The organism is Brachybacterium alimentarium (genome assembly GCF_002332425.1).
GTDB classification, from domain to species: Bacteria; Actinomycetota; Actinomycetes; order Actinomycetales; family Dermabacteraceae; genus Brachybacterium; species Brachybacterium alimentarium.
The window spans coordinates 1-20015 of record NZ_NRGS01000031.1 but is presented as its reverse complement, the minus strand read 5'-3'; the positions used below and the strand labels follow the sequence as shown (position 1 = coordinate 20015).

Below are 20015 nucleotides of genomic sequence, written 5' to 3'. Positions count from 1 at the left end.
TCGCCCGCGCCGACTGAGCTCGGCACAGACTCCGGGCTCAGCCCTCTGCGCCGGTCCCGGTGTAGAAGCCGTAGGTGGCGTCGGCGGTGCGCTGGGCGGTCTCGGCGTCGGCCCCGGAGGCGGTGTGGGCGACAGCCCACCCGTCGGCCGCCCCGCGGTAGAACGCCCGCCCCTCCTCGGTGCCCGCCCACTCGGCGGCCTCGGAGGGTGCGAGGGCGCCCTCGGTGGCGCCGACGTGCAGCGCGAGGCCCAGCAGACCGCCGTCCCAGCCCACGCCGGTCGCGCCGGGGCCGAAGGTCTCCCACATCTGCGCGGGCACATCTGCGACGCGACTGGTGTGCTCGAGCTCGAAGCGGGTGGCTCCCGCGCTGATCTCCTCCAGGCGCACGGTCACCCAGGAGACGCCGCCGGCTTCCCAGGTGACGCGGTACTCGGCGACGCCGCCCGCCGGGGGCTCGCAGGCGAGGACCTCACCGCCGGCGTTGCCGTCGAACTGGTAGCGGCCGCCGTTCCGCAGGTCACCGCTGATCGGGAGGAACCACTGCTGGATGCGCTCCGCCGTGGTCACGGCCGCCCAGGCCTCGGCGAGGTCGACGGGGAGATCCTGCTCGAGGGTCTGCACGTGGAGTCCCTCGCCCTCGCGGTCCTCCTGGCGATAGGCGCGGGTGACGGACGCGAGCTGGGCGGGGACGTCGACCATGGCAGGTCTCCTTCGGGATGAGGCGGGTGAGGCGGGTGGGGCGGGTGAGGGCGATGCGATACGCGAGCACGGGCCGTGCGCGGGCGTCGGCAGAGCGCGAGGACCGGCAGCGCACGGTCACCGGGAGAATGCGGGCAGAGTGCGGGAGTCGGCAGTGGGGCGTGGTCCAGACTACGGGCCCGTAGCCGCTCTCACGGGGGCGTGGCGAGGTGCGTACGACGCCCTGCCGTGAGTCTCAAACCACGGTTCGGCCGGGCTCGGACCGACCGAACGGTGACCCCTCTCTCCGGCGAGCGCTTACCCCCGGGTCGAGCGGCCGACCAGGTGTGACTCGCGAGCAATGGACCGACCCGACGGTTACCTCATCCCGGGCTGAGTGGGTAGCATCGATGGGGACTTCGGACGGACGCGCATGCGGACACGTTCAGGCTCCGAGCCCGGCTGATCGCCGAGTTCGCTTCCCGGGTCGCACCCGGCACCGCCCGCAGCCCGCCGATCCTCTCCTCATCCTCCCGCCGACGCCGGCGCTCCCGTTCAGGGACGCCACCAGCGCCCCGCACGGACCGTCGACCACCGTCTCTCCTAGGAGTCAGCCCCATGGTCATGCCATTGCCCTTCTCCGTTCGCCGCCCCACTGTTCCTGCGAAGGACGGCGCGAGCTGGCCGCACGTGATCATCCTGGGCGGCGGCTTCGCCGGCGCGCACGCCGTGGGCGCCCTGCGCGATGCCCGGGTGCGCGTGACCCTCATCGACCGCAACGTCTACAAGACCTTCCAGCCGCTGCTGTACCAGGTGGCCACCGCCGGTCTGAACCCGGGCGACGTGACCATGTTCCTGCGCGGCCTCTCCCTCAAGGTCCCGAACATGCGCTACCGCCAGGGCGAGGTCGAAGGCGTGGATCCCGAGCGCAAGGTCGTCAAGCTCGACGAGGGACAGAAGGGCATCCAGGAGCTGCAGTACGACTACCTGATCATCGCCAACGGTGCCACCACCACCTACTTCGGCACCCCGGGTGCCGAGGAGCACGCGATGCCGATGTACACGCGCTCGCAGTCCCTGGCGATCCGTGACCGCATCTTCTCCGAGCTCGAGCGCTCCAGCCGCGAGGACGTCCTCGGGCACGACAAGCTGCACGTGTGCATCGTCGGCGGCGGGCCGACGGGCGTGGAGATCGCCGGCGCCCTCGCCGACTTCCGCATGCAGGAGCTGGACATCCTCTATCCCGAGATGGACCCCGGGACCCTGCAGGTCACCGTGCTCCAGCGCGGCGACGAGCTCATCAAGGAGTTCAGCCCGAAGTACCGCGAGTACGCCGCCGAGGAGCTCCGGGACCGCGGCGTGACGCTGCGCCTGGGCCACGGCGTGAAGTCCGTGGGCTACGACCACGTGGTGCTCGACAACGGCTCGATCCTCGAATCGGACATCACCATCTGGGCCGCGGGCGTCGCCATCCCCGAGTCCGTCAAGGAGTGGGGCCTGCCGCAGGACAAGCGCGGCCGCATCGCGGTCGATGACTACCTGCAGGTCAAGGGCTTCCCAGGAGTCTATGCCGCCGGCGACATCGCCGGCCAGGACGAGCCCCTCCCCCAGCTAGCGCAGCCCGCGATCCAGATGGGTCAGGCCGCGGCCCGGTCCATCGCCGCGGACGTCGCCGGCAAGCCCCGCAAGCGGTTCACGTACACCGATCTGGGCACCATGGCCACCATCGGCCGTCACGCCGCGATCGCCGAGATCCCCCACGTGGGCGGTCTCTCCGGTGCCATGGGCTGGGCCGCGTGGCTCGGCGTGCACATCACCAAGATGATCGGGCACCGCAACCAGCGCGCCGTCGCGATGAACCTGCTGTCCCTGTACGGCGGCACCCGCGGCACGCACCAGCCGAACCCCGTGGTGGGCGAGGTCGACTCGCTGCGCGCGGCCAAGATCTTCGAGGAGCAGGCCGCGCACCGGAAGTTCGGTCTGGGCGCTCAGGCCGGAGACCCCTCGGACGTGCTCGCCTCCGGCAAGAGCTCGGCCCAGGGACTCCGCAAGAAGCCCGAGAAGAAGACGGCGAAGGCTGAGAGGACAACGCGGCAGGCCCCCGGCGCTCGTCACGTGGCCGACCCCTCCCAGGACTGATCACGTCCGGCGCGGGCCGGTCCGGCGTGCGCGCCCGACGAGCCAGCGAGCCAGCGAGCCAGCGAGCCAGCGAGTCAGCGGGCGCGGCGGATGAGGGCGATCAGCTGATCGGAGTCGGCGCGGAGCGAGGCCATCGTGTCCGTGGCCGGTTCAGAGGCTCCGTCTGCGGAGGCAGGCGTCGAGGGGCCGGGGGCCGACGGCGCTGCGGCGTCCCTGGCAGAGCCCGCCGATGGCGGGGTTGCCGAGGCCGTCGCCTGCGCCGCCGCCGCGGCACCGGGCTCGGGGAGCGGGGCGGCGTACCGGGCGGCGGTGCAGGCCGAGGCGATGCGCGCTGCGGCGGCGTGGTCCTCGTCCGTGACCTCGGTGTCGCCGGCGGCGATCTGTGCCAGCAGGTCCTCGAGCGCTCGGCCCGGGGGCAGGGAGTCGTCCAGGGCGATGCGCTGCGGGGGCGAACCCCAGGCGCCGGTCCAGCCGATCAGGCGGAGCACACGGTCGCGCACCACGAGCTCCCAGGTCAGCTCCGTCCATGCCAGTTCACCGGCGCGGCGTCGGATGCGCTCGGCGAGGATCGCGGCGTCGGCCGGATCGAGCGGCCCGTCCCCTGCCCCGTCGCCCGAGCCGCGCTCACCCTCCGCATCATCGCCGGTCGCACCCTGCACGTACTGATCCCAGCGGGCGTCGCGCGAGTTCACGCGATGGCGCCGCACCAGGACCACAGCGGCCGCGCCTCCCGCGGCGACCAGGAAGCCGAGGATGAGCAGGGTGAACACACCGCCCTCGACGCGCTGCACGGTGGCGGGGTCGGTGACCAGGCCACCGCCGTCCGAGGTGGAGGCGTCCGCGCTGCGTGCCGGATCCTCCGTGGTGACGGCCTCCTCGCTCGCCGAAGCCTCCTCGGGGTCCTCCGTGGTGGGGGCCTCGCTGGGCTCCTCGGCGGCGTCCGAGTCGTCCTGGCCGGAGCCGTCCTCGGTGACCGACGGGGTGCTCACGCCGTTGGCCGCGGCGGAGGGCGTCGGCTCGAACCGCACCCAGCCGTATTCGGGGCCGAACCACACCTCGGGCCAGGCGTGGGCGTTCTTCGCGGTCACGGACCACTGGTCGCCGTCCTGCTCGCCGGGGGTGAAGCCGATGGCCACACGCGTCGGGTACCCCTGGGAGGTCATCATCAGGGCGAACGAGGCGGCGAACTGCTCGCAGTAGCCGATCCGGTCGGCGAGGAAGGACTCCAGCGGGTCCTCCCCCGGCGGGGAGTTGACGGTCAGGGAGTAGGCGAAGGAACTGTTGAAGTACTCCTGATAGGCGACCGCGGTGTCGAAGGCGTTCTCCGCGCCGGCGTCCGCCCGGACCTGGTCGGCGAGGTCCACCGCGATCTGCGGGACCTCCTCGGTGCGGATGTAGCCGGCCTCGAGGGGCTGGTCGAACACGGCGGGGTCCACGGTGCGCAGCGCCTCCGGCGAGGCGGGGCTGGTCTCGGTCGTCACGGTATAGCCCAGCCCCACGAGACTCGTGCGCACACCGCTCATCGCGATCTCGCCGTTGGTGGGCTGCACCGAGAGCGCGTCGGAGACCTCGGCGTCCGAGGTGGTCACACGGCGGATGTCCGACGGGGCGGGCAGGCGGTCCCCGGCGAGGTCCTCCACGCTGATCTCGGTGGTCTCGAGGTCCGCGGAGGTACCGGCCACGGCGGTGCCGTCGGTCCGGGCGTCGGAGAACGCGGTGCGCCCGAGCAGCGGCTCCTCGCCCGAGACGTCGGCCGTGAAGTTCTCTCCGTCGAAGCTGTTCAGTGTGCGCAGGCGCAGGTAGGACGGCTCGGCGGCGGTGGTCGAGTAGCGCAGCACCTCCGCGTCGGACTGCTCGAGCAGGGAGCGGCGCACGGAGATGTCGTCGTCGATCATCACCGGGCCCAGCTGCGGCATGTCCCGGTTCTGCCACTGGTTGATCACGTCCATGTCCAGCGCGACCTGGGTGGGGGCGATCTGGGGCAGGGCGGCGCCGAGCGGCATCGCCAGCGAGGCGATCAGCAGCGTGCCCACCACGGCCGCGCCGGCGGTGCGCAGCGGCATCGGCAGCGGTCCCGCCTGCGGCCGACGATCGCCCTCGATATAGCTGGGGTCGGCGTGCAGGGTGCGGGTGGCGAGGATCAGCAGCCCGGCGAGGACCGGGCCGGCGACGGTCCACCAGCTCCCGCCCTCAGGCGCCTGCAGGGCGGGGATCAGCAGCGTGCCCAGGAGCGCGAGGCCGGTGGGAGTGTGCCAGCCGAGGTCCACGTAGACCAGGTCCAGGATCAGGGTGCCCAGCGCCATCAGCAGCACCACGGCGACGGTGCCGCGCGAGCCCAGGGTCATCGGGGCCGTGCCGGAGGCCAGCTCGCTCATCGCCCCGGGGAAGATCGAGGTCTGCGCGGTGACCAGCGCGATCGGGCCGTCGGAGACGCTCACGAGCCCCTGCACGCTCTCCATCACCAGCAGCATCACCGCGAGCACGACGAGCTGCGCGAGAGGCACCAGCCACAGGTGCCGCAGCAGCGAGCGCAGCACCGCCCCGCTCACGATCACGGGAGCCGTCGCGGCGAGGGTGAGCGTGAGCCAGGAGGAGCCGTCCAACAGCATCGACAGCGGGGCGGAGGAGATCAGGATCGCGAGCAGCAGGGCGAGCTCGCGGCCGAGCAGGGCGGTCCCGCGCAGCGACGGCCTGCCCATCAGGGGGCTCATGCGGTCTCCTCCGCGTCGGCCGCGGTGAGCAGGTCGTCCAGGGAGTCGGCCGTGGTGCCGCGCACGAGCGTCCAGCCGCCCAGGCGCGAGCGGACCGGTGGCGCGTCCTCCCGGGCGGCGGCGAGCTGGGCGGCGTGCTCCTCGTGGGCCCGTCCGAAGTCGTCGCCGTCGGCCGGGCCGATGCGTCGGGCCCGACGGGGATGCTCGCCGTCGGCCTCCTCGTAGGCGGGGCGCAGGGCGATGGCCGTGCGGTGGGTGGCGCGGCCGGCGAAGCGATCCAGCTGGAGCCCTTCGAAGGGGTCGCCGTGGTCGACGCCGAAGGCGATGGCGAGGGCCGTCTGCCCGGCAGCATGGTCGATGCCCACTCGCACGCGCGCGGCCTCGTCGTCGTCGAAGACGACGCCGGCCAGGGCCATCAGGGAGGCGCGCTGCTCGACGGCATCGGCCTCACTGCCCAGCAGGGAGGGGCCGGGGATGCCGCGGCGGCGGCCGCTGCGGGTGATCTCGTCGCCGGAGGCGTCGACGATGCGCACGTCCCAGCCGTTGATCCCGAGGCTGTCCAGCACGGTCGCGGCGTGGGAGACCAGGCGGTCCTCGACCGCGGGATCCGTCTCCCCGCGTCGCGTCGTGTCCAGGACGATCACGGCGCTGAGCCCGGCGGCGGGCTCGTCCTCGCGGGTCATGAGCTGGCCGGTGCGTGCGCTCGCCCGCCAGTGGATGCGGCGGATGTCGTCGCCGGCGGCGTAGGGCCGGGCGATCGGGCCGATCTCCCCCACCCCGGAGACGGCCATCGCGCCGAGCGCCCCGTCCCGCGTGATCCCGGCGGCCCGCTCGGCGGCCGGGGCCATCTCGGTGAGCACGGGCAGCCCGGTGATGCGCAGGGCGTCCTCGGAGGTGCGACGCAGGTGGAACAGGCCGAACAGGTCGCGCACGAGGAGGCTGTAGGGACCCAGCTCATGGGTTCCACGGTGGCGCACCGGGAGCACATGCGGCATGCGTCGACCCAAGGGGAGATCACCCTGCCCGCCGAGCGCCCCGGGCAGGTGCTCGCGCACGGCGCCGCGGGCCAGCGGCAGCACCGTCAGCGGCGGGTTCCCGACCAGCTCGAGCTGCACCCGGGCGACGGCCCCGACGGGCGCGGCGTCGTCGATCACCTGGCGGCGGGCGCGCAGTCCGATGCTGCCCAGCACGATCCCGATACCGCCGACCAGCAGTGCTAGCAGCAGGGCGGCGGCGAGATAGCGGGCGGGCAGCAGGCGCGTGAGGTCCGAGAGCACCCAGCACAGCACGGCCAGCACGGCGACGACGACGCCCCGCGCGGTGGGCCGCAGAACCGTCCCGGGCCGCGGCGTCACGTCAGCGAGGTGCCCTTCAGCACCTGGTCGACCAGCTCCCCCGCGCTCCCGCCCCGCGAGAGGGCCTGCGGGGTCAGGTGCATGCGATGGCGCCAGACCGGCATGATCACGGCCCGGACGTCCTCGGGGTCCACATAGGTGCGGCCGACGAGCGCCGCATGCGCCTTGGCGGCCCGCACCAGGTGCACCGCGGCACGGGGCGAGGCGCCGAGGCTGACCTGTGGATGGCTGCGGGTCGCGTCCGCCAGGCGCACCACGTAGTCGAGGATCTGGGGCGAGGCGTGGATGCGGCGCACCCTGCGCACGTGCTCCGCGATCCGCTCGGGCGTGGTGCGGGTGCGCACGGCATCGAGCACGTCGCGATCGCCGCGGGGGACGGGCCCCGCCTGCGCGGCCAGCATCCGCGACTCGGCCGACGGCACGGGATAGCCCATGGAGGTCTGGGCGAGGAACCGGTCGCGCTGCGCCTCGGGCAGGCGGTAGGTGCCCTCCATCTCGACGGGGTTCGCGGTGGCCACCACCATGAACGGCTCCTCGAGCTCGTAGGTGGTGCCGTCGACGCTGACCTGCCGCTCCTCCATGGCCTCCAGGAGCGCCGACTGGGTCTTCGGGGAGGCGCGGTTGATCTCGTCTGCCAGCAGGATCTGGGTGAACACGGCGCCGGGGCGGAACTCGAACTCGCTGGTCGACTGGTTGAAGATGCTGGCGCCGGTGACGTCGCCGGGCAGCAGATCGGGCGTGAACTGGATGCGGTGGCGCTCGGCGCCGAGCGCGGCGGCGAGGGACTTGGCGAGCATCGTCTTGCCGACCCCGGGGATGTCCTCGATCAGCAGGTGGCCTCCGGCGAGCAGCACGAGCAGGGCGATCTGGGCCACTTCGCGCTTTCCCTCGACGATGGTCGAGATCTCGGCGATCACTCCCTCCGCCTCGGCAGCGATCTCCCGCACCTCGGCCTCGGTGATCGGAAGCTCGGGGTCGATGGGCTCCGGGCCGGTGGTGTCGGGGCCGGTGGTGTCGGGGTCAGCGGTGTCGGGGCCGACGGGGTCAAGACCCGAGGCGTCTGGGTCGACGGGTCCCAGGCGGACGTGTTCGGGCCCCGTGGACGCAGGACCAGTGGGCGCAGAACTCGTGGGCGCCGGACTCATCGCAGGAGCGTCATCGCTGTTCGGAGCGGCCGCAGCGGCGGTTCGGCGGGACTCTTCCCCTCCACGATAAGAAGCGTCGCCGGCTGCCTCGGACTGCGTCATGGGGATGCTCCTTGGATGTGTCGCCCGCAGAAGTGTTCGCGAAGAGTTTGCCCAGCGATGAATCCCGCATGGGCGCACTCCGCTGGGCCTGCTCATAGGGTAGCCGGGTTGATCTTCATTACCGAGGAGTCTTTCTGTGATCACCCGAGGCCGTTCCACGCTCGCCTGCCTGGGTGCAGGCGTGGCGCTGGTGGCGTCTGCAGGGGTCGCGCCCGCGGCGCTGGGTGACCCCACGCCCCCGGCGGCCGACACCCAGGGCGAGGTGTGCAACAAGCCCGCGACGCTCAGCGTCGCCGGGGATTCGGGCGACCCGACCGTGGGCCAGCCCGTCACCGTCTCGGGAATCTGCTTCCCCGTCGGTGAACAGACCCGCGGAACCGTCAACGTCGCCGGAGCCGAGTCGCAGTCCGAGGGGATCACGAGCGACCGGAACGGGCGCGTGAGCTATACGTTCGTGCCCGAGGAACCCGGTGAGCACATCGTCCAGATCGTCCTGCAGGGCGAGCGCAACAACGCCGACATCAGCTTCGACGTGGCCGAGGCCGAGCCTGCACCTGATGACCCCGAGCCCTCGGACGGCGGTGGGGATGACTCGAAGGACGACAACGACGACGACAGCGGCGAGGGCACCGAGGGCGACGGCACCAGCAAGGACGACGACGCCGCCAGCGACGACGACCAGTCGAATGCAGACGGTTCCGACTCCGACAACTCCGATTCCGACGATTCCGGGTCCGACGACTCGGGCTCGGGCTCGAACGGCTCGGGTTCCGGGTCGGGGGGCTCCGGCGGCTCCGACTCGGATGACGCAGGCTCCCACGGTTCCGGCTCGAACGATTCGGGATCCGGTGACTCGGGCTCCCAGGGAACGGGGTCCCAGGGCACGGGGTCCCAGGACTCCGACAGCTCCGGGTCGAACACCGGCGGTTCCAGCAGTTCAGGCGACTCCGACGAGCCCGACAGCTCAGGCAGCTCGGGCAGCTCAGGTGGCTCCTCGGACGACGACGCGAGCTCCGGCAGCTCCAGCTCGACGGATTCGGGGTCCGGGGGCTCCGACGAGTCGGATTCCACGGGCTCGGACGATGCCGATCCCGCGGACCCTGACGCCACCGCCGACGCCGACGCCGACGATCCGAGCGCGAACGGTTCCGAGGAGTCCGACAGCGCAGGGAGCTCGTCCGGCTCCGAGGAGTCCGGTGGGGACTCGTCGACCGATCCGCAGCAGCCCGCCCCGTCGCAGGACGCCGGTGACACGGCTTCTCACGATTCCGGAGAGGTCGGTGCGAACGATTCGCACTCGTCGGGCGACGACGTGGCGGAGGGCTCCCCCTCGGACGCCGGATCCGATCATCGTGCGACGACCGGCATCGACGTGAGCGCGCCGGCCGCGATCACCGCGACCGCGGTGAGCGGCGGCGCGATCGCCCTGGGCGTCGGCCTCCTGCGCCGCCGTATGCACTGACTCCGCTGAATGCACTGAGCTCGTCGGCCTCCTGCGCCACCGCATGCGCTGAGCCGCCCGTCCGGTGATGCACAGGCTCGTGCGGCTGTGCGCGGGCCACATCCGGCCATGGTACTGACCCGTCGAGCCGTGCACTGTCCTCGTCGGGTGCGACGGCCCGTCTGCCCGTCGGCAGGTTCAGGCCCGTCGGCCGCGTGCCGTCTGCAGTCCGGTGAGCACGGCGATCAGCACAGCACCCACCATCAGGCCGATGCCGCCCACGGCCACGGCGCCGCTCACACCGACCAGAGCGCCAAGCCAGGCGATCGTGATGCCGTTGCCGGTGCGCATGCCGCTGCCGACCATCCCGTAGACGCCGACGACCCGGCCGCGCCGGTCCGCCGGAGCACGCAGCTGCACGATCGCCTGCCCTACCGAGGTGGCCGCCAGGTTCGCGATGCCTCCGAGGACCAGTGCCGCCAGGGCGATCCCGTAGTGCGAGGTGGTCGCGACGATGAGACTGGTCAGTCCGAACATCACGGCCGCCACGATCGCGGCCTTCACGTCGGCCTTGATGAGTCCCGTGGCCTCGAGCAGGAAGCCGCCGATCACCCCGCCGATGCCGTTGGCGAACAGCAGCAGCCCATAGCCGAGGCCGCCCTCGTCCCCCGCACCGAGGGTGTCGGCGAAGTTGGGCATGGCGACCGTCAGGGAGGAGCCGACGCACACGGCGATCAGACCGGCGAGCGCGATCATGCCCACCAGCACCTTGTCGTCCGCGACACTGCGGATCACGCGCGGGGTGTCCAGGATCGAGACCCGTTCGCGCATCACCAGGCCGCTGCGGGAGTGCCCGGTGAAGGGCGTGCGCGCCATGAGCAGCGTCATCGGCAGGTAGAACAGGATGTTCGCGAAGATGCCCCAGGTGGGGCCGAGCAGCAGGAGCAGCGCGGAGCCGACCACGGGCCCGGCGAGCACGCCCAGGCTCTTGAAGGTCGCGTTCAGCCGCACCGCGCTGGGCAGCTCACGGGGCTCGGCGAAGTCGTGGAGCATGAGCTGTTCAGCCGGGCCCCACAGTGCCCCGGCGCAGCCGTGCAGCACCAGCAGCACGCAGGCGCTCCACATCTCCAGGGTGCCGGTCAGGAACAGCAGCCCCCATCCCAGGGACACGAGAGCGAACAGCCCCTGGGCGATCTGGATGATGCGTCGGCAGTCGTACTTCTCGGCGAGCCCGCCGAAGACCACGGAGAACAGGAGGAAGGGCAGCCAGTGGCTGATCACCTGGAAGCCGACCAGCCAGGGCGAGTGGAACGTCTGCCAGAGCACCCAGTAGGTGATGACGTGCTCGATGTTGTCGCCCATCATCGACATGCCGGCGGTGATCAGATACGGCCGGGAGTGCTTGTCGCGCAGCGGGCCGAAGCGGCGCGGGCGCGGGGAGACGGCTGTGGTCATGCCAGGTCAGACCCCATCGACCCCGTCGACATTGTCCGCCCCGTCGGGCCCGTCGGGACGACACATCGCGGCGCGGCGAGCACGAGCTGAACGGGCACTGGACTCCTTCGAACGGGGAGGTGCGGGGCCCGCGCAGCGGGAGTTCGACCACGGTACTCGCGGCGGCGTGCGCAGGGCACGGAGGGTCCAGAGGGCGGGCCGCGACGAGCGCGTCAGAGGGGCGCGACGAGGGCGACGGATGGTGCGTCCCCAGGCCCACGCGCTCGTCACCGATCCCGGTGAGGAATCAGGCTGCCACCGCATCTGTCCTTGTTACGTTGTCGACATGGACAGGATCCTGCTCATCCGGCACGGCCAGGCAGACGGACACGACGGGGATGACCCCGGCCTCAGCCCCCTCGGGGTGCGACAGGGGCGGCACAGGATGCGAGACGTCGCCTAGCTGGCGGATCTCTCCACGATCAGATCCGCCGTCTCCTCCGGGCTGAGGTGAGTGGAGTCGACCCAGAGCACGTCCGCCCCGAACGCTTGATGCATCCGCGCGATGACCCCCGCATGGTCGTCGAAGTCGAACCGCTCTCGCTCGTCCCGCTGTCGGTTCCTGGCCACGCACTCGGCAGGGTCGGGAGCCAGCACCACCGGGCGCAGACCCCACGCCCCGAGCGCCGTCGCGAACACAACGAACTGAGCCCTGTCGGGGATGATCCAGTCGATGACCGGAGTGATCCCGGCCGACGCGATGTTCTGTGCGAGAGCGCAGAGGTTCTGGTTGCACAGGGCCACTTGCCGCGCCGCCTCGTCGGCGGGCTCCCCGAGGGGCCAGACGTATCCACTCACGACGAGCCGGGCGATGAAATCGCCGTCGAGCAGAGCCGAACGGCGGAGCCTCCGGGCGAGCAGTGTAGTCACCGTGGACTTCCCCGCCCCGGGCGGTCCCGTGACCAGCAGGATCGCCCGGCCCGCGTCGAGAGCCTCGAGGCGTGCGGAGCCGACGGGAGAGGGGTCGACAGGCGTCATGAAGGCACCGTAGGTCGCGTCTCCGGAAGGAGCCAACGGTTTTCCGAGGCGGGCACCGCTCAGCCTTGATGACGCCCTCCGCGGACGACGCCCCGTCGCACGCACGGGTGAGCCTCGTAAACTGAGCCGCATCCGATCCGCTCTCGATCCGAGGAGCATTCCCATGGCTGCGAAGAAGACCGTCACCATCGAGGGGCGGGCGACCGTGCATGCGATCGGCGAGCGCCTGATCGCTCCTCTGCCGGAGGATGTGAGCGCGCAGCTGCCCTCCCGCGGCCAGGTCGCGATGGTGGGCGCACTGGAGGATCACGAGGTCGAGCTGGTGCTCGAGCCCGACGGCCGCAAGGGCCACTGGATCTCTCTGGACGATGAGCTCGCGGCCGCTCTGGAGGCGGCCGACGGGACGCGCCTCACCTTCACCCTCACCACCGCAGCCCGGTGGCCGGAGCCCGAGGTGCCCGAGGATCTCGAGGCCGCGCTCGAGAGCGCGGACGACGTCGAGCAGCAGTGGGACTCCATCACCCCGATGGCCCGGTGGGAGTGGGTGCGCTGGGTGGGCGCCACGAAGAACGCCGACACCCGTGCCAAGCGCGTGGACGTGTCGATCGACAAGCTCCGCAAGGGCAGTCGCCGACCCTGCTGCTTCGACCTCTCCTCCTGCACTGACCCCGAACTGTCCAGGAGCGGGAAGCTGCTCGGCATCGAGTGAGTGGCTGAGCGCCACGAGATAAGCCGCAAGGTAGGCGCCCGGCGCCGACGAGCCAACCTCAAGCCTTGTCCTTGGATGGACCGTCCGACGGTCCAACCTCAAGCCTTGTCCTTGGATGGACCGTCCGACGGCACCGCACCAGGTGTTGTCCGTGGGCCGCTTCGGCATCGACCGTCGGTCACCACGCTTACGCTGGTCGAATGGCCGTTCCGCATCACAGTCCGTCCCGCTCGAGCAACATCTCCGGCGGGCAGCGCGTGGACCTCGTGCTCGAGGGCGGCGGCGTCAAGGGCATCGCCCTGGCCGGGGCGATCGAGGTGCTCGAGGAGCGCGGCTATCGCGTGAACCGGGTGGCCGGCTCCTCGGCGGGCTCCATCGCCGGTGCGCTGGTCACGGCGGATATTCCCGCCTCGACGCTCGTGCAGATCCTGCGGGAGACGGACTACCGCATGTTCCAGGACGGCCCCTTCTGGGTGCGCCTCCTGCCGGGCAAGGTGCTCAGCGTGCTGCTGCACAACGGCATCTACCGCACCACGGCCCTGGCGCGGTGGCTGGAGCAGCAGCTGACGACCCACGGCCGCCCGGATCGCACCGGCACCTTCGCCGATCTTCGCTACCGGGATCCGGACCCGGAGCTCGATGCGCACCGTGGAGAGGAGTACCGGCTCGTGGTCACCGCCTCCGATCTCTCCGCCGGTCGGCTGCGCCTCCTGCCCGCCGATGCCGACGCCTTCGGGATCACGCCCTCGACGCTCCGTGTGGTCGACGCCGTGCGCGCGTCGGTCTCGATCCCGCTGTTCTTCCGCCCTGCGAAGTGGAAGACCCTCGGCGGGGGCACCTCGTGGCTGGTCGACGGCGGGATGCTCTCGAACTTCCCGGTCTCCGTGTTCGATCGCGAGCACGGCGAGCCGCCACGCTGGCCCACCTTCGGCATCAAGCTCTCCGCCCGCCCCGAGAACGGCTTCGGCACCGTCAACCGGATCTCCGGACCGATCTCGTTCGGCAAAGCCGTGCTGAACACCCTCACCGGGTTCTACGACCGCATGCACATCGAGGATTCCCACGCCGTGGCCCGCACGATCTTCATCGACACCGATGCCGTGCGGCCCACCGAGTTCGACCTCTCCGACGAGGACCGCGAGATGCTCTATCAGCAGGGCAGGCGCGCTGCCACGGAGTTCCTCGACGGGGCGGGCGCGCAGCAGGCCTGGGACTTCGCGCAGTACATCGCCACCTACCGCTCCCCCGGCTGATCAGCCCACATCTCCGTCGCACTCTGCGTGCGGGCGCGCGTGCACGGGGCACGGAGCACAGAGCACAGAGCACAGAGCACAGAGCACAGAGCAGAGAGCAGAGAGCAGAGAGCAGAGAGCAGAGAGCAGAGAGCAGAGAGCAGAGTTTCCTACCGGCCGTCCGTCGGCTCCTGGGAGGGCTCGCCGGTGCGGCGGTGCTTGCGGTGCCGTTGGAGGGACGGACGGGCACCCTGGAAACGGTGCGCATCGGCGATGTCCCAGTCCCGGGCCCACGCGGTGTGCTCGGTGCCGTGCAGGAGCTCTCCCTCGTCCAGCCAGGTGTACAGGTCCTCGTAGGTCAGCACCCGCGCAGGATCGATGCGTCGCAGCACGTGATGCGGGCCGAGGTCGTCGAACGACTCCAGCCCCATCGAGGCGAGCAGCTCCATGGCCGATCGCACCGTCGCCTGCTGATACCGCATCACCCGGGGCCCCTTGTCCTCGACGACCACTGCTCGGCTGCGCCGCGGGTCCTGCGTGGCCACACCGCTGGGGCACGTATTGGTGTTGCACCGTTGGGCCTGGATGCATCCGGTCGCCATCATCATCGGCCGGGCCGCGTTGCAGAAATCCGCCCCCAGGGCGATCTTCCGGATGATGTCGTTGCCGCCGGCGATCTTTCCCGAGCATCCGAGAGCGACGCTTTCGCGCAGCCCCGTCCCCACGAGCGCGTTGTGGACGATCACGAGGGCGTCGGACAACGGCGTCCCGACGTGGTCCTCGAACTCCAGCGGTGCTGCGCCGGTTCCGCCCTCGGCGCCGTCGACCGAGATCCAGTCCGGGGTGATGCCGGTCTCCAGCATGCCCTTGCACATCGACAGAACCTCGGAGCGCTCGCCGACGCAGAGCTTGATCCCGACGGGCTTGCCGCCGGACAGCTCCCGCAGCCGGGCCACGAAGTGCATCATCTCCACCGGCGAGCTGAAGGCCGAGTGCGCCGCCGGGCTGACGCAGTCCTTCCCGAGGGGGACGTCGCGCGCCTCAGCGATCTCGGGGGTGATCTTCGCCGCCGGGAGCACCCCGCCGACACCGGGCTTCGCGCCCTGGCTGAGTTTGATGAGGATGCCCTTGACCTCGGGCGTGGCCGCCTTCTCGGAGAACTCGTCCGGGTTGAATCGTCCGTCGGACGTTCTGCATCCGAAGTACCCCGATCCGAACTCCCAGATGATGTCGGCGCCGTATCGCAGATGGTATTTGGACAGTCCGCCCTCTCCGGTCTCCTGGGCGAACCCGCCGTGCTTCGCGCCGTAGTTCATCGCCATGACCGCGTTCGCCGAGAGGGATCCGAAACTCATCGAGGACACGTTCAGCATCGCGGTGTCGTACGGCTGCGTGCAGTCGGGCCCGCCGAGCCGCACGCGAGGCGGTGTGCGCATCGGCTCGAGCGGACTGGAGGCGTGGAGGATGTGGTCGTATCCGGCACCCGTGATGTCGTTCTCGGTGCCGTAGGCGTCGTCCGCGCTCAGGCCCTTCGCCCGCTGATAGATCATCGTGCGCGTGGAACGGTCGAACGGGCGGCCGTCGGTATCGCGTTCGATGAAGTACTGCTGGATCTCGGGGCGGATCGCCTCGAACGCCCAACGAGCGCGACCGATGACCGGATAGATGCGCAGGATCGAGTGCTTGCGCTGCAGAAGATCCCGGGCGCCGAGAGCCGCGACAGCGGCGGTCCCGATCGCCGTGGCCGCGAGCTTCCGGCTGGAACGGGGGATTCGGGGGGAACTCATGGGGCCTCACTCTGTCGCTCGTCAGTTCGGTGTCTCGTCGGTGGTGCCTGCGCCCGGCCGATGATCGGCGGGCCTGCTCGCGGGTCTGCTCGTGGCCCGGTCAGGGTCGGTTCGAGGCCTGCTCATGGTCTGGTCGAGGTCTGGTCGGGTTCTAGTCGGGGTCCTCGTCCTGCCCGAGATGCAGCTTCTGCTTGGCCCGCTCGACGCCTTCGACCAGCAGGGCCTGGGCCGACGCCGTGAGGACGCCCGGCTCCGCCGGGTCCCCCTTCAGCAGCGCGATGCCGGTGTTCTTCGCGAACTCGGCCGAGATGTGCGGTGGCAAGGGCGGGGTGTTCTTGCTGGTGTAGGCGTCGATGAGGGTGACGCCCCGGGTCGCGAAGGCCGCGTCGAGGGCGGGCTCGACGTCGTCGTCGGACCGGACCCGCCATGCCGCGAAGCCCAGCAGCTCAGCCCATCCGGCATAGTCCACGGATTCGACGTCCTGGGCGGTCGACCACAGGGGGTTCGCATCCTGCGTGCGCATCTCCCAGGAGACCTGCGTGAGGTCGTCGTTGTGGAGCACGATGACGATGAATCGGGGATCATCGCCCCAGCTCTCCAGATACTTCTTGATCGTGATGAGCTCGTTCATCCCGAGCATCTGGAAGGCGCCGTCACCGATCGTGCACACCACGGTCCGTTCCGGGAACGCGAACTTCGCCGCCGTCGCATACGGCATCGCGCCGAGCATCGTCGCGAGCCTGCCCGAGAGGTCCCCGGTCATGCCGTCGCGGAGCCGGATGTGGTGCCCGTACCAGTCCGCGGTGGACCCGGCGTCAGCGGTCACGATCGCCTGCGCGGGGAGCCGTTTGTTCAGCTCGTGGAAGACGCGCCGCGGGTTGACCCCGTCTTCGTAGGTCACCATCGCCTGCGCGGTCATCTCGGCCTCCCACTCGACCATGTTGTCCGCGGCGGTGTTCTGCCAGGACAGATCGTCGGTCCGGTCCAGATGCGGGATGAGAGCCGCCAGGGTCGATCGGACGTCGCCCCAGAGATCCAGCTCCGTGGGGTAGCGCAGGCCCATGTGCTCCGGCTTCAGGTCGATCTGGACGGCACGGGCCTGCCCGCTGCGGGGGAGGTACTCGCTGTAGGGGAAGTTCGTCCCGAGGAGCACGAGCGTGTCGCAGTCCTTCATCTGCTTCACGCTCGGCAGGCTTCCCAGCAGGCCGAGCTGCTGGGTGTGGTGGGGGACGTCCGACGGCACCACCTGCTTTCCGCGCAGCGCGGTGATGATCCCTGCGCCGACGAGGGACGCGGCCTCGAGGATCTCGGCGGTCGCCCCGGCCGCCCCGTGCCCGACCAGGAAGGTGACCTTCGCGCCGGAGTTGATGATCTCCGCTGCTCGCGCGATCTCCTCCGGCGGCGGCGTGATGGACATCGACGGCGCCACGGCGCTCGACCGCGCCACGGAGGGCCGGGGGGATGCCATGTCCGGCATCTTCATGGCCTGGACGTCGTGGGGAAGGATCACGACGGCGGGCCCGAGCCGGAGCCTGGCGGTCCGGAACGCGGTGTCGATCACCGCCTGCGCCTGTGCCGGCGCGACCACGGTGTGGACGTATACGGCCACGTCCGCGAAGGCGCGCTCGAGGTTGCTCTCCTGCTGCACGAAGGTCCCGAGCGATGTCGTGGGCTGCTGGCCGACGATCGCGACCACCGGCTGGTTGTCCATCTTCGCGTCGTAGAGCCCGTTGAGCAAATGGAAACCGCCGGGGCTCGACGTCGCGATGCAGACGCCCACCTCACCGGTGAATTTGGCGTGGGCGGTGGCCATGAGGGAGCTGACCTCCTCGTGGGTGGGCCGCACATAGCTCACCCCCGTGCCGGCGCGCTCGGCCCGGCCCAGCGCCCCGTCGAGATCTCCGATCCCGTCCCCGGGATATCCGAACACCCGGCCGACGCCCCACTCCTGCAGGCGATCGATCACGAAGTCGCTGACGGTGGCTGTCATGGAAGATCTCCTCCGGCTGGATCGCTGCCACGTCGCTGCTCCCACGCGGCACCCTCCCGGGCCACGGGATCGTGCGGTCACGGGATCCTCGATGCGGGGCCCGGCAGGTGCCTCTCAACGTATCCCTCCCGCGAGGCGGACAACAGTGCTGCGTCCGCTCGGTCGGCCGCCTGCGACCCGGGCCGCTCGCCCCCGAGCGCGCCGGGCGACGCGCTCGGACCGGAGCCCGACGGCGGGCACGGTCTGCTTTCTGATCGGCCCCCTCTGCTTCGCGGCCAGGAGGCTGAGGGGCACACGCGGGCAGAGTCCTGCGACCACCCGGTCGAGGAACGATCCGTAGCGCGTCGAACCCTCAACATCCCAGGTCACGGCGCCACGTTGCGCTGCCGAGCCTTCTTCGGAAGGGGCGGTGCCGTGCGCCGGCCCTACTCTGTGATCCACGGCACGTCTCGTACCGATGTTGAGCGACCCGAGCCCCGGTTCGCACTGGGACCGGTCGCCTCGACGTTCCGAAGGGAGCACTCGTGAGCAGTCCCCATCCACCAGAAGAAGCCTCCGTCGCCCATCTCGTCGATCGGCTGTCGGAGCAGACCTCGCGCCTGGTGCGGGACGAACTGAAGCTCGCCCGCGCCGAATACACCGAGAAGGCCAAACAGGGCGGGACGGCAGCGGGATTGTTCGGGGCGGGCGCAGTTCTCGCCTGGTTCGGGCTCGGAGCACTGATCGCCACGGTGATCCTGCTGCTCGCGCTGGTCCTGCCGCCATGGGCTGCGGCCCTGATCGTCACCGCCGTCGTCTTCCTCGCCGCAGGCGTCGCCGCGCTGCTGGGGAAGAAGAAGGCGGAGGGCCTGACCCCGACCCCCGAGCGGACCGTCGCCACCTTGCGCCGGGACGCCGACGAGATCACAGAACGGATCTGAGATGAGCACAGCCCACAACGGCCCTCGCGCGGAGGACATCGGGAAGCCGCCCCTTCGGCCCACCGATCCCGCCGGTCCTCCCGACCTGACCCCCGAGCCGGCCGACGACGCCTCCCCCGAGGACATCGAGTCAGATATCGCCCGCACCCGTCGCGAACTCGCGAACACCGTCAGCGAGCTCTCCCGGAAGCTCGATCCCACGGCGCAGGCACAGCATCAGGTGGAGGACATCGCCTCACGCGTGCGCGGCCAGGCCGAGCACGCCGGCCAGGCGGCGCAGTCCTCGATCAGCCGGGCGCGTGACGCGGCCACCGGGGATGACGGCCGCCCCGCCGCCACCGCATGGATCGCCCTCGGCGCGGGCGTCGGCATCCTCGTCGGCCTCGTGGCGATCGGTGCGCTCCGCGCCCGCTGAGCGTCTCGCGCCCCATCCACCCCACATGCGCCTCGAAGGAGACCACCCATGACGCACAAGAAATCCACGAGCACATCCGCCAAGGTGCTGTACCGGCCCATCGGTCTGGTGAGCGGCGTCGCGAGCGGCGCGGTCGCCGGGATCCTGTTCAAGCAGATCTGGAAGCTCGCCTCCCCGAGCAGCTCCGAGGACACGCCCAAGGCCCTGGAATCTGAGTTCCCGCTGCGGCAGATCGTGCTCGCCGCCGCCGTGCAGGGCGCTATCTACGCGACCGTCAAGGCGCTCGTGGACCGTGGCGGGGCCCGGGCGTTCGAGCGGGTCTTCGGCGAATGGCCGGGCGACTGAGCGGCAGGTGCACAGCTCTCAGCCCACAGCCCACAGCCCACAGCCCACAGCCCACAGCCCACAGGTTCACACGTCCAGAAAATTCGCAGATCCAGGAGGATCCCTCATGACGAGCACGCCCATCCATCACCCCGACGGGGACGATCCGCAGACTGGCTCCGAGGACCAGGGCTCGTCCGACGCCACCCCGGAACACGACCGCAAGGACCGTGTAGACGAGGAGACCAAGAAGCTCTCCCACGACGAGGCCGAGACGCACGACAGCACCGAGGAGGCTCAGAAGGAGGACGCCGAGGAGTCCGGAGGCTACGGGTACTGAGCACCACGGGCGGCGGGAACGCACTCGACACTAAACAGGTCGGTCGCGTTGACTTGCGAAAACCCTGAATACACTAGAACTCCGCCCCGTCTTACGGCACTGTTCTCAGTTCTCACAAACACCGCCCCGGATCGCAAGTCCGGACAGGGCAGATTCCGCTCGGGTCAGTTTGCGGCCAATGCCGCGAGGATCCGCTCGTCAACTTCATGGCGTGAAGCCAGGTGCTCGGCGACGTCGTAGGAGAACGACGAGTA

16 protein-coding genes are annotated in these 20015 nt (G+C 70.7%); 8 read left to right on the top strand and 8 right to left on the bottom strand.

The features are described from left to right. Window positions 1–37: 37 nt before the first annotated feature. Window positions 38–700 (bottom strand): SRPBCC domain-containing protein, encoded by a 663-nt coding sequence (locus CIK71_RS15725; protein WP_096166631.1) that lies wholly within the window; start codon window positions 698–700, stop codon window positions 38–40. A gap of 603 nt (window positions 701–1303) precedes the next feature. On the opposite strand from CIK71_RS15725, the gene CIK71_RS15720 reads away from it, so the two are divergent. Then, window positions 1304–2818 carry an NAD(P)/FAD-dependent oxidoreductase gene (locus CIK71_RS15720; RefSeq protein ID WP_245857683.1) on the top strand — a complete coding sequence of 505 codons (1515 nt, stop codon included), beginning with the start codon at window positions 1304–1306 and terminating at the stop codon, window positions 2816–2818. Window positions 2819–2892: 74 nt separating this feature from the next. On the opposite strand, the gene CIK71_RS15715 is transcribed toward CIK71_RS15720, so the two are convergent. The 3 genes from CIK71_RS15715 to CIK71_RS15705 are packed head-to-tail and all read right to left on the bottom strand — an operon-like array spanning window position 2893 to window position 8029. Beyond that, on the bottom strand, window positions 2893–5529 hold the full coding sequence (locus CIK71_RS15715; RefSeq protein WP_096166630.1) for a transglutaminase TgpA family protein: 2637 nt from the start codon (window positions 5527–5529) through the stop codon (window positions 2893–2895). Beyond that, window positions 5526–6884: a DUF58 domain-containing protein gene (locus CIK71_RS15710; protein WP_096166629.1), complete on the bottom strand. Its 1359-nt coding sequence runs from the start codon at window positions 6882–6884 to the stop codon at window positions 5526–5528. Before CIK71_RS15710 ends, CIK71_RS15715 begins: the two co-directional genes overlap by 4 nt. Continuing rightward, window positions 6881–8029 carry an AAA family ATPase gene (locus CIK71_RS15705; protein ID WP_241964229.1) on the bottom strand — a complete coding sequence of 383 codons (1149 nt, stop codon included), beginning with the start codon at window positions 8027–8029 and terminating at the stop codon, window positions 6881–6883. Before CIK71_RS15705 ends, CIK71_RS15710 begins: the two co-directional genes overlap by 4 nt. Before the next feature lie 238 nt (window positions 8030–8267). Here CIK71_RS15705 and CIK71_RS15700 point away from each other — a divergent pair, with 238 nt between their 5' ends. Continuing rightward, window positions 8268–9593, top strand: coding sequence for a hypothetical protein (locus tag CIK71_RS15700; RefSeq protein WP_096166628.1), 1326 nt, complete (start codon window positions 8268–8270; stop codon window positions 9591–9593). A 177-nt stretch (window positions 9594–9770) separates the two neighbouring features. Here CIK71_RS15700 and CIK71_RS15695 read toward each other — a convergent pair whose 3' ends face one another. Together CIK71_RS15695 and CIK71_RS15685 are read right to left on the bottom strand one after the other, a co-directional pair. Then, window positions 9771–11027, bottom strand: a complete 1257-nt coding sequence (locus CIK71_RS15695; RefSeq protein WP_096166627.1) for an MFS transporter — start codon at window positions 11025–11027, stop codon at window positions 9771–9773. A 438-nt stretch (window positions 11028–11465) separates the two neighbouring features. Then, window positions 11466–12044, bottom strand: a complete 579-nt coding sequence (locus CIK71_RS15685) for an AAA family ATPase (RefSeq protein ID WP_096166625.1) — start codon at window positions 12042–12044, stop codon at window positions 11466–11468. A gap of 163 nt (window positions 12045–12207) precedes the next feature. Between CIK71_RS15685 and CIK71_RS15680 the strand changes: the two genes are divergently transcribed. Both CIK71_RS15680 and CIK71_RS15675 read left to right on the top strand, forming a co-directional pair. Further along, complete coding sequence (locus tag CIK71_RS15680) at window positions 12208–12753, top strand: YdeI/OmpD-associated family protein (protein WP_096166624.1); 546 nt, start codon at window positions 12208–12210, stop codon at window positions 12751–12753. A gap of 200 nt (window positions 12754–12953) precedes the next feature. Then, complete coding sequence (locus tag CIK71_RS15675; RefSeq protein WP_096166623.1) at window positions 12954–14006, top strand: patatin-like phospholipase family protein; 1053 nt, start codon at window positions 12954–12956, stop codon at window positions 14004–14006. 149 nt (window positions 14007–14155) lie between these two features. On the opposite strand, the gene CIK71_RS15670 is transcribed toward CIK71_RS15675, so the two are convergent. Beyond that, window positions 14156–15772: an FMN-binding glutamate synthase family protein gene (locus CIK71_RS15670; RefSeq protein ID WP_176485669.1), complete on the bottom strand. Its 1617-nt coding sequence runs from the start codon at window positions 15770–15772 to the stop codon at window positions 14156–14158. A 151-nt stretch (window positions 15773–15923) separates the two neighbouring features. Beyond that, the gene (locus CIK71_RS15665; RefSeq protein ID WP_096166622.1) at window positions 15924–17762 is read right to left on the bottom strand and encodes a thiamine pyrophosphate-requiring protein; all 1839 of its coding nucleotides are present in this window, start codon (window positions 17760–17762) and stop codon (window positions 15924–15926) included. 524 nt (window positions 17763–18286) lie between these two features. Between CIK71_RS15665 and CIK71_RS15660 the strand changes: the two genes are divergently transcribed. The 4 genes from CIK71_RS15660 (at window position 18287) to CIK71_RS15645 (ending at window position 19761) form a co-directional block, all read left to right on the top strand. Then, complete coding sequence (locus CIK71_RS15660) at window positions 18287–18682, top strand: phage holin family protein (RefSeq protein WP_096166621.1); 396 nt, start codon at window positions 18287–18289, stop codon at window positions 18680–18682. Window position 18683: 1 nt separating this feature from the next. Beyond that, entirely contained in the window at window positions 18684–19097 is a 414-nt protein-coding gene (locus CIK71_RS15655) for a DUF3618 domain-containing protein (RefSeq protein ID WP_096166620.1), read from the top strand. 48 nt (window positions 19098–19145) lie between these two features. Next, window positions 19146–19442 carry a DUF4235 domain-containing protein gene (locus CIK71_RS15650; protein ID WP_096166619.1) on the top strand — a complete coding sequence of 99 codons (297 nt, stop codon included), beginning with the start codon at window positions 19146–19148 and terminating at the stop codon, window positions 19440–19442. A 106-nt stretch (window positions 19443–19548) separates the two neighbouring features. Then, window positions 19549–19761, top strand: coding sequence for a hypothetical protein (locus tag CIK71_RS15645; protein WP_096166618.1), 213 nt, complete (start codon window positions 19549–19551; stop codon window positions 19759–19761). Window positions 19762–20015 lie beyond the last annotated feature (254 nt).

What these genes read in the sequence shown, in the direction of transcription:
- CIK71_RS15705 (WP_241964229.1), bottom strand. Translation starts at nt 8,029, where the DNA reads ATGAGTCCGGCGCCCACGAGTTCTGCGCCCACTGGTCCTGCGTCCACG.
- CIK71_RS15695 (WP_096166627.1), bottom strand. Translation starts at nt 11,027, where the DNA reads ATGACCACAGCCGTCTCCCCGCGCCCGCGCCGCTTCGGCCCGCTGCGC.
- CIK71_RS15650 (WP_096166619.1), top strand. Translation starts at nt 19,146, where the DNA reads ATGACGCACAAGAAATCCACGAGCACATCCGCCAAGGTGCTGTACCGG.
- CIK71_RS15655 (WP_096166620.1), top strand. Translation starts at nt 18,684, where the DNA reads ATGAGCACAGCCCACAACGGCCCTCGCGCGGAGGACATCGGGAAGCCG.
- CIK71_RS15675 (WP_096166623.1), top strand. Translation starts at nt 12,954, where the DNA reads ATGGCCGTTCCGCATCACAGTCCGTCCCGCTCGAGCAACATCTCCGGC.
- CIK71_RS15680 (WP_096166624.1), top strand. Translation starts at nt 12,208, where the DNA reads ATGGCTGCGAAGAAGACCGTCACCATCGAGGGGCGGGCGACCGTGCAT.
- CIK71_RS15685 (WP_096166625.1), bottom strand. Translation starts at nt 12,044, where the DNA reads ATGACGCCTGTCGACCCCTCTCCCGTCGGCTCCGCACGCCTCGAGGCT.
- CIK71_RS15670 (WP_176485669.1), bottom strand. Translation starts at nt 15,772, where the DNA reads ATGAGTTCCCCCCGAATCCCCCGTTCCAGCCGGAAGCTCGCGGCCACG.
- CIK71_RS15720 (WP_245857683.1), top strand. Translation starts at nt 1,304, where the DNA reads ATGCCATTGCCCTTCTCCGTTCGCCGCCCCACTGTTCCTGCGAAGGAC.
- CIK71_RS15715 (WP_096166630.1), bottom strand. Translation starts at nt 5,529, where the DNA reads ATGAGCCCCCTGATGGGCAGGCCGTCGCTGCGCGGGACCGCCCTGCTC.
- CIK71_RS15665 (WP_096166622.1), bottom strand. Translation starts at nt 17,762, where the DNA reads ATGACAGCCACCGTCAGCGACTTCGTGATCGATCGCCTGCAGGAGTGG.
- CIK71_RS15725 (WP_096166631.1), bottom strand. Translation starts at nt 700, where the DNA reads ATGGTCGACGTCCCCGCCCAGCTCGCGTCCGTCACCCGCGCCTATCGC.
- CIK71_RS15645 (WP_096166618.1), top strand. Translation starts at nt 19,549, where the DNA reads ATGACGAGCACGCCCATCCATCACCCCGACGGGGACGATCCGCAGACT.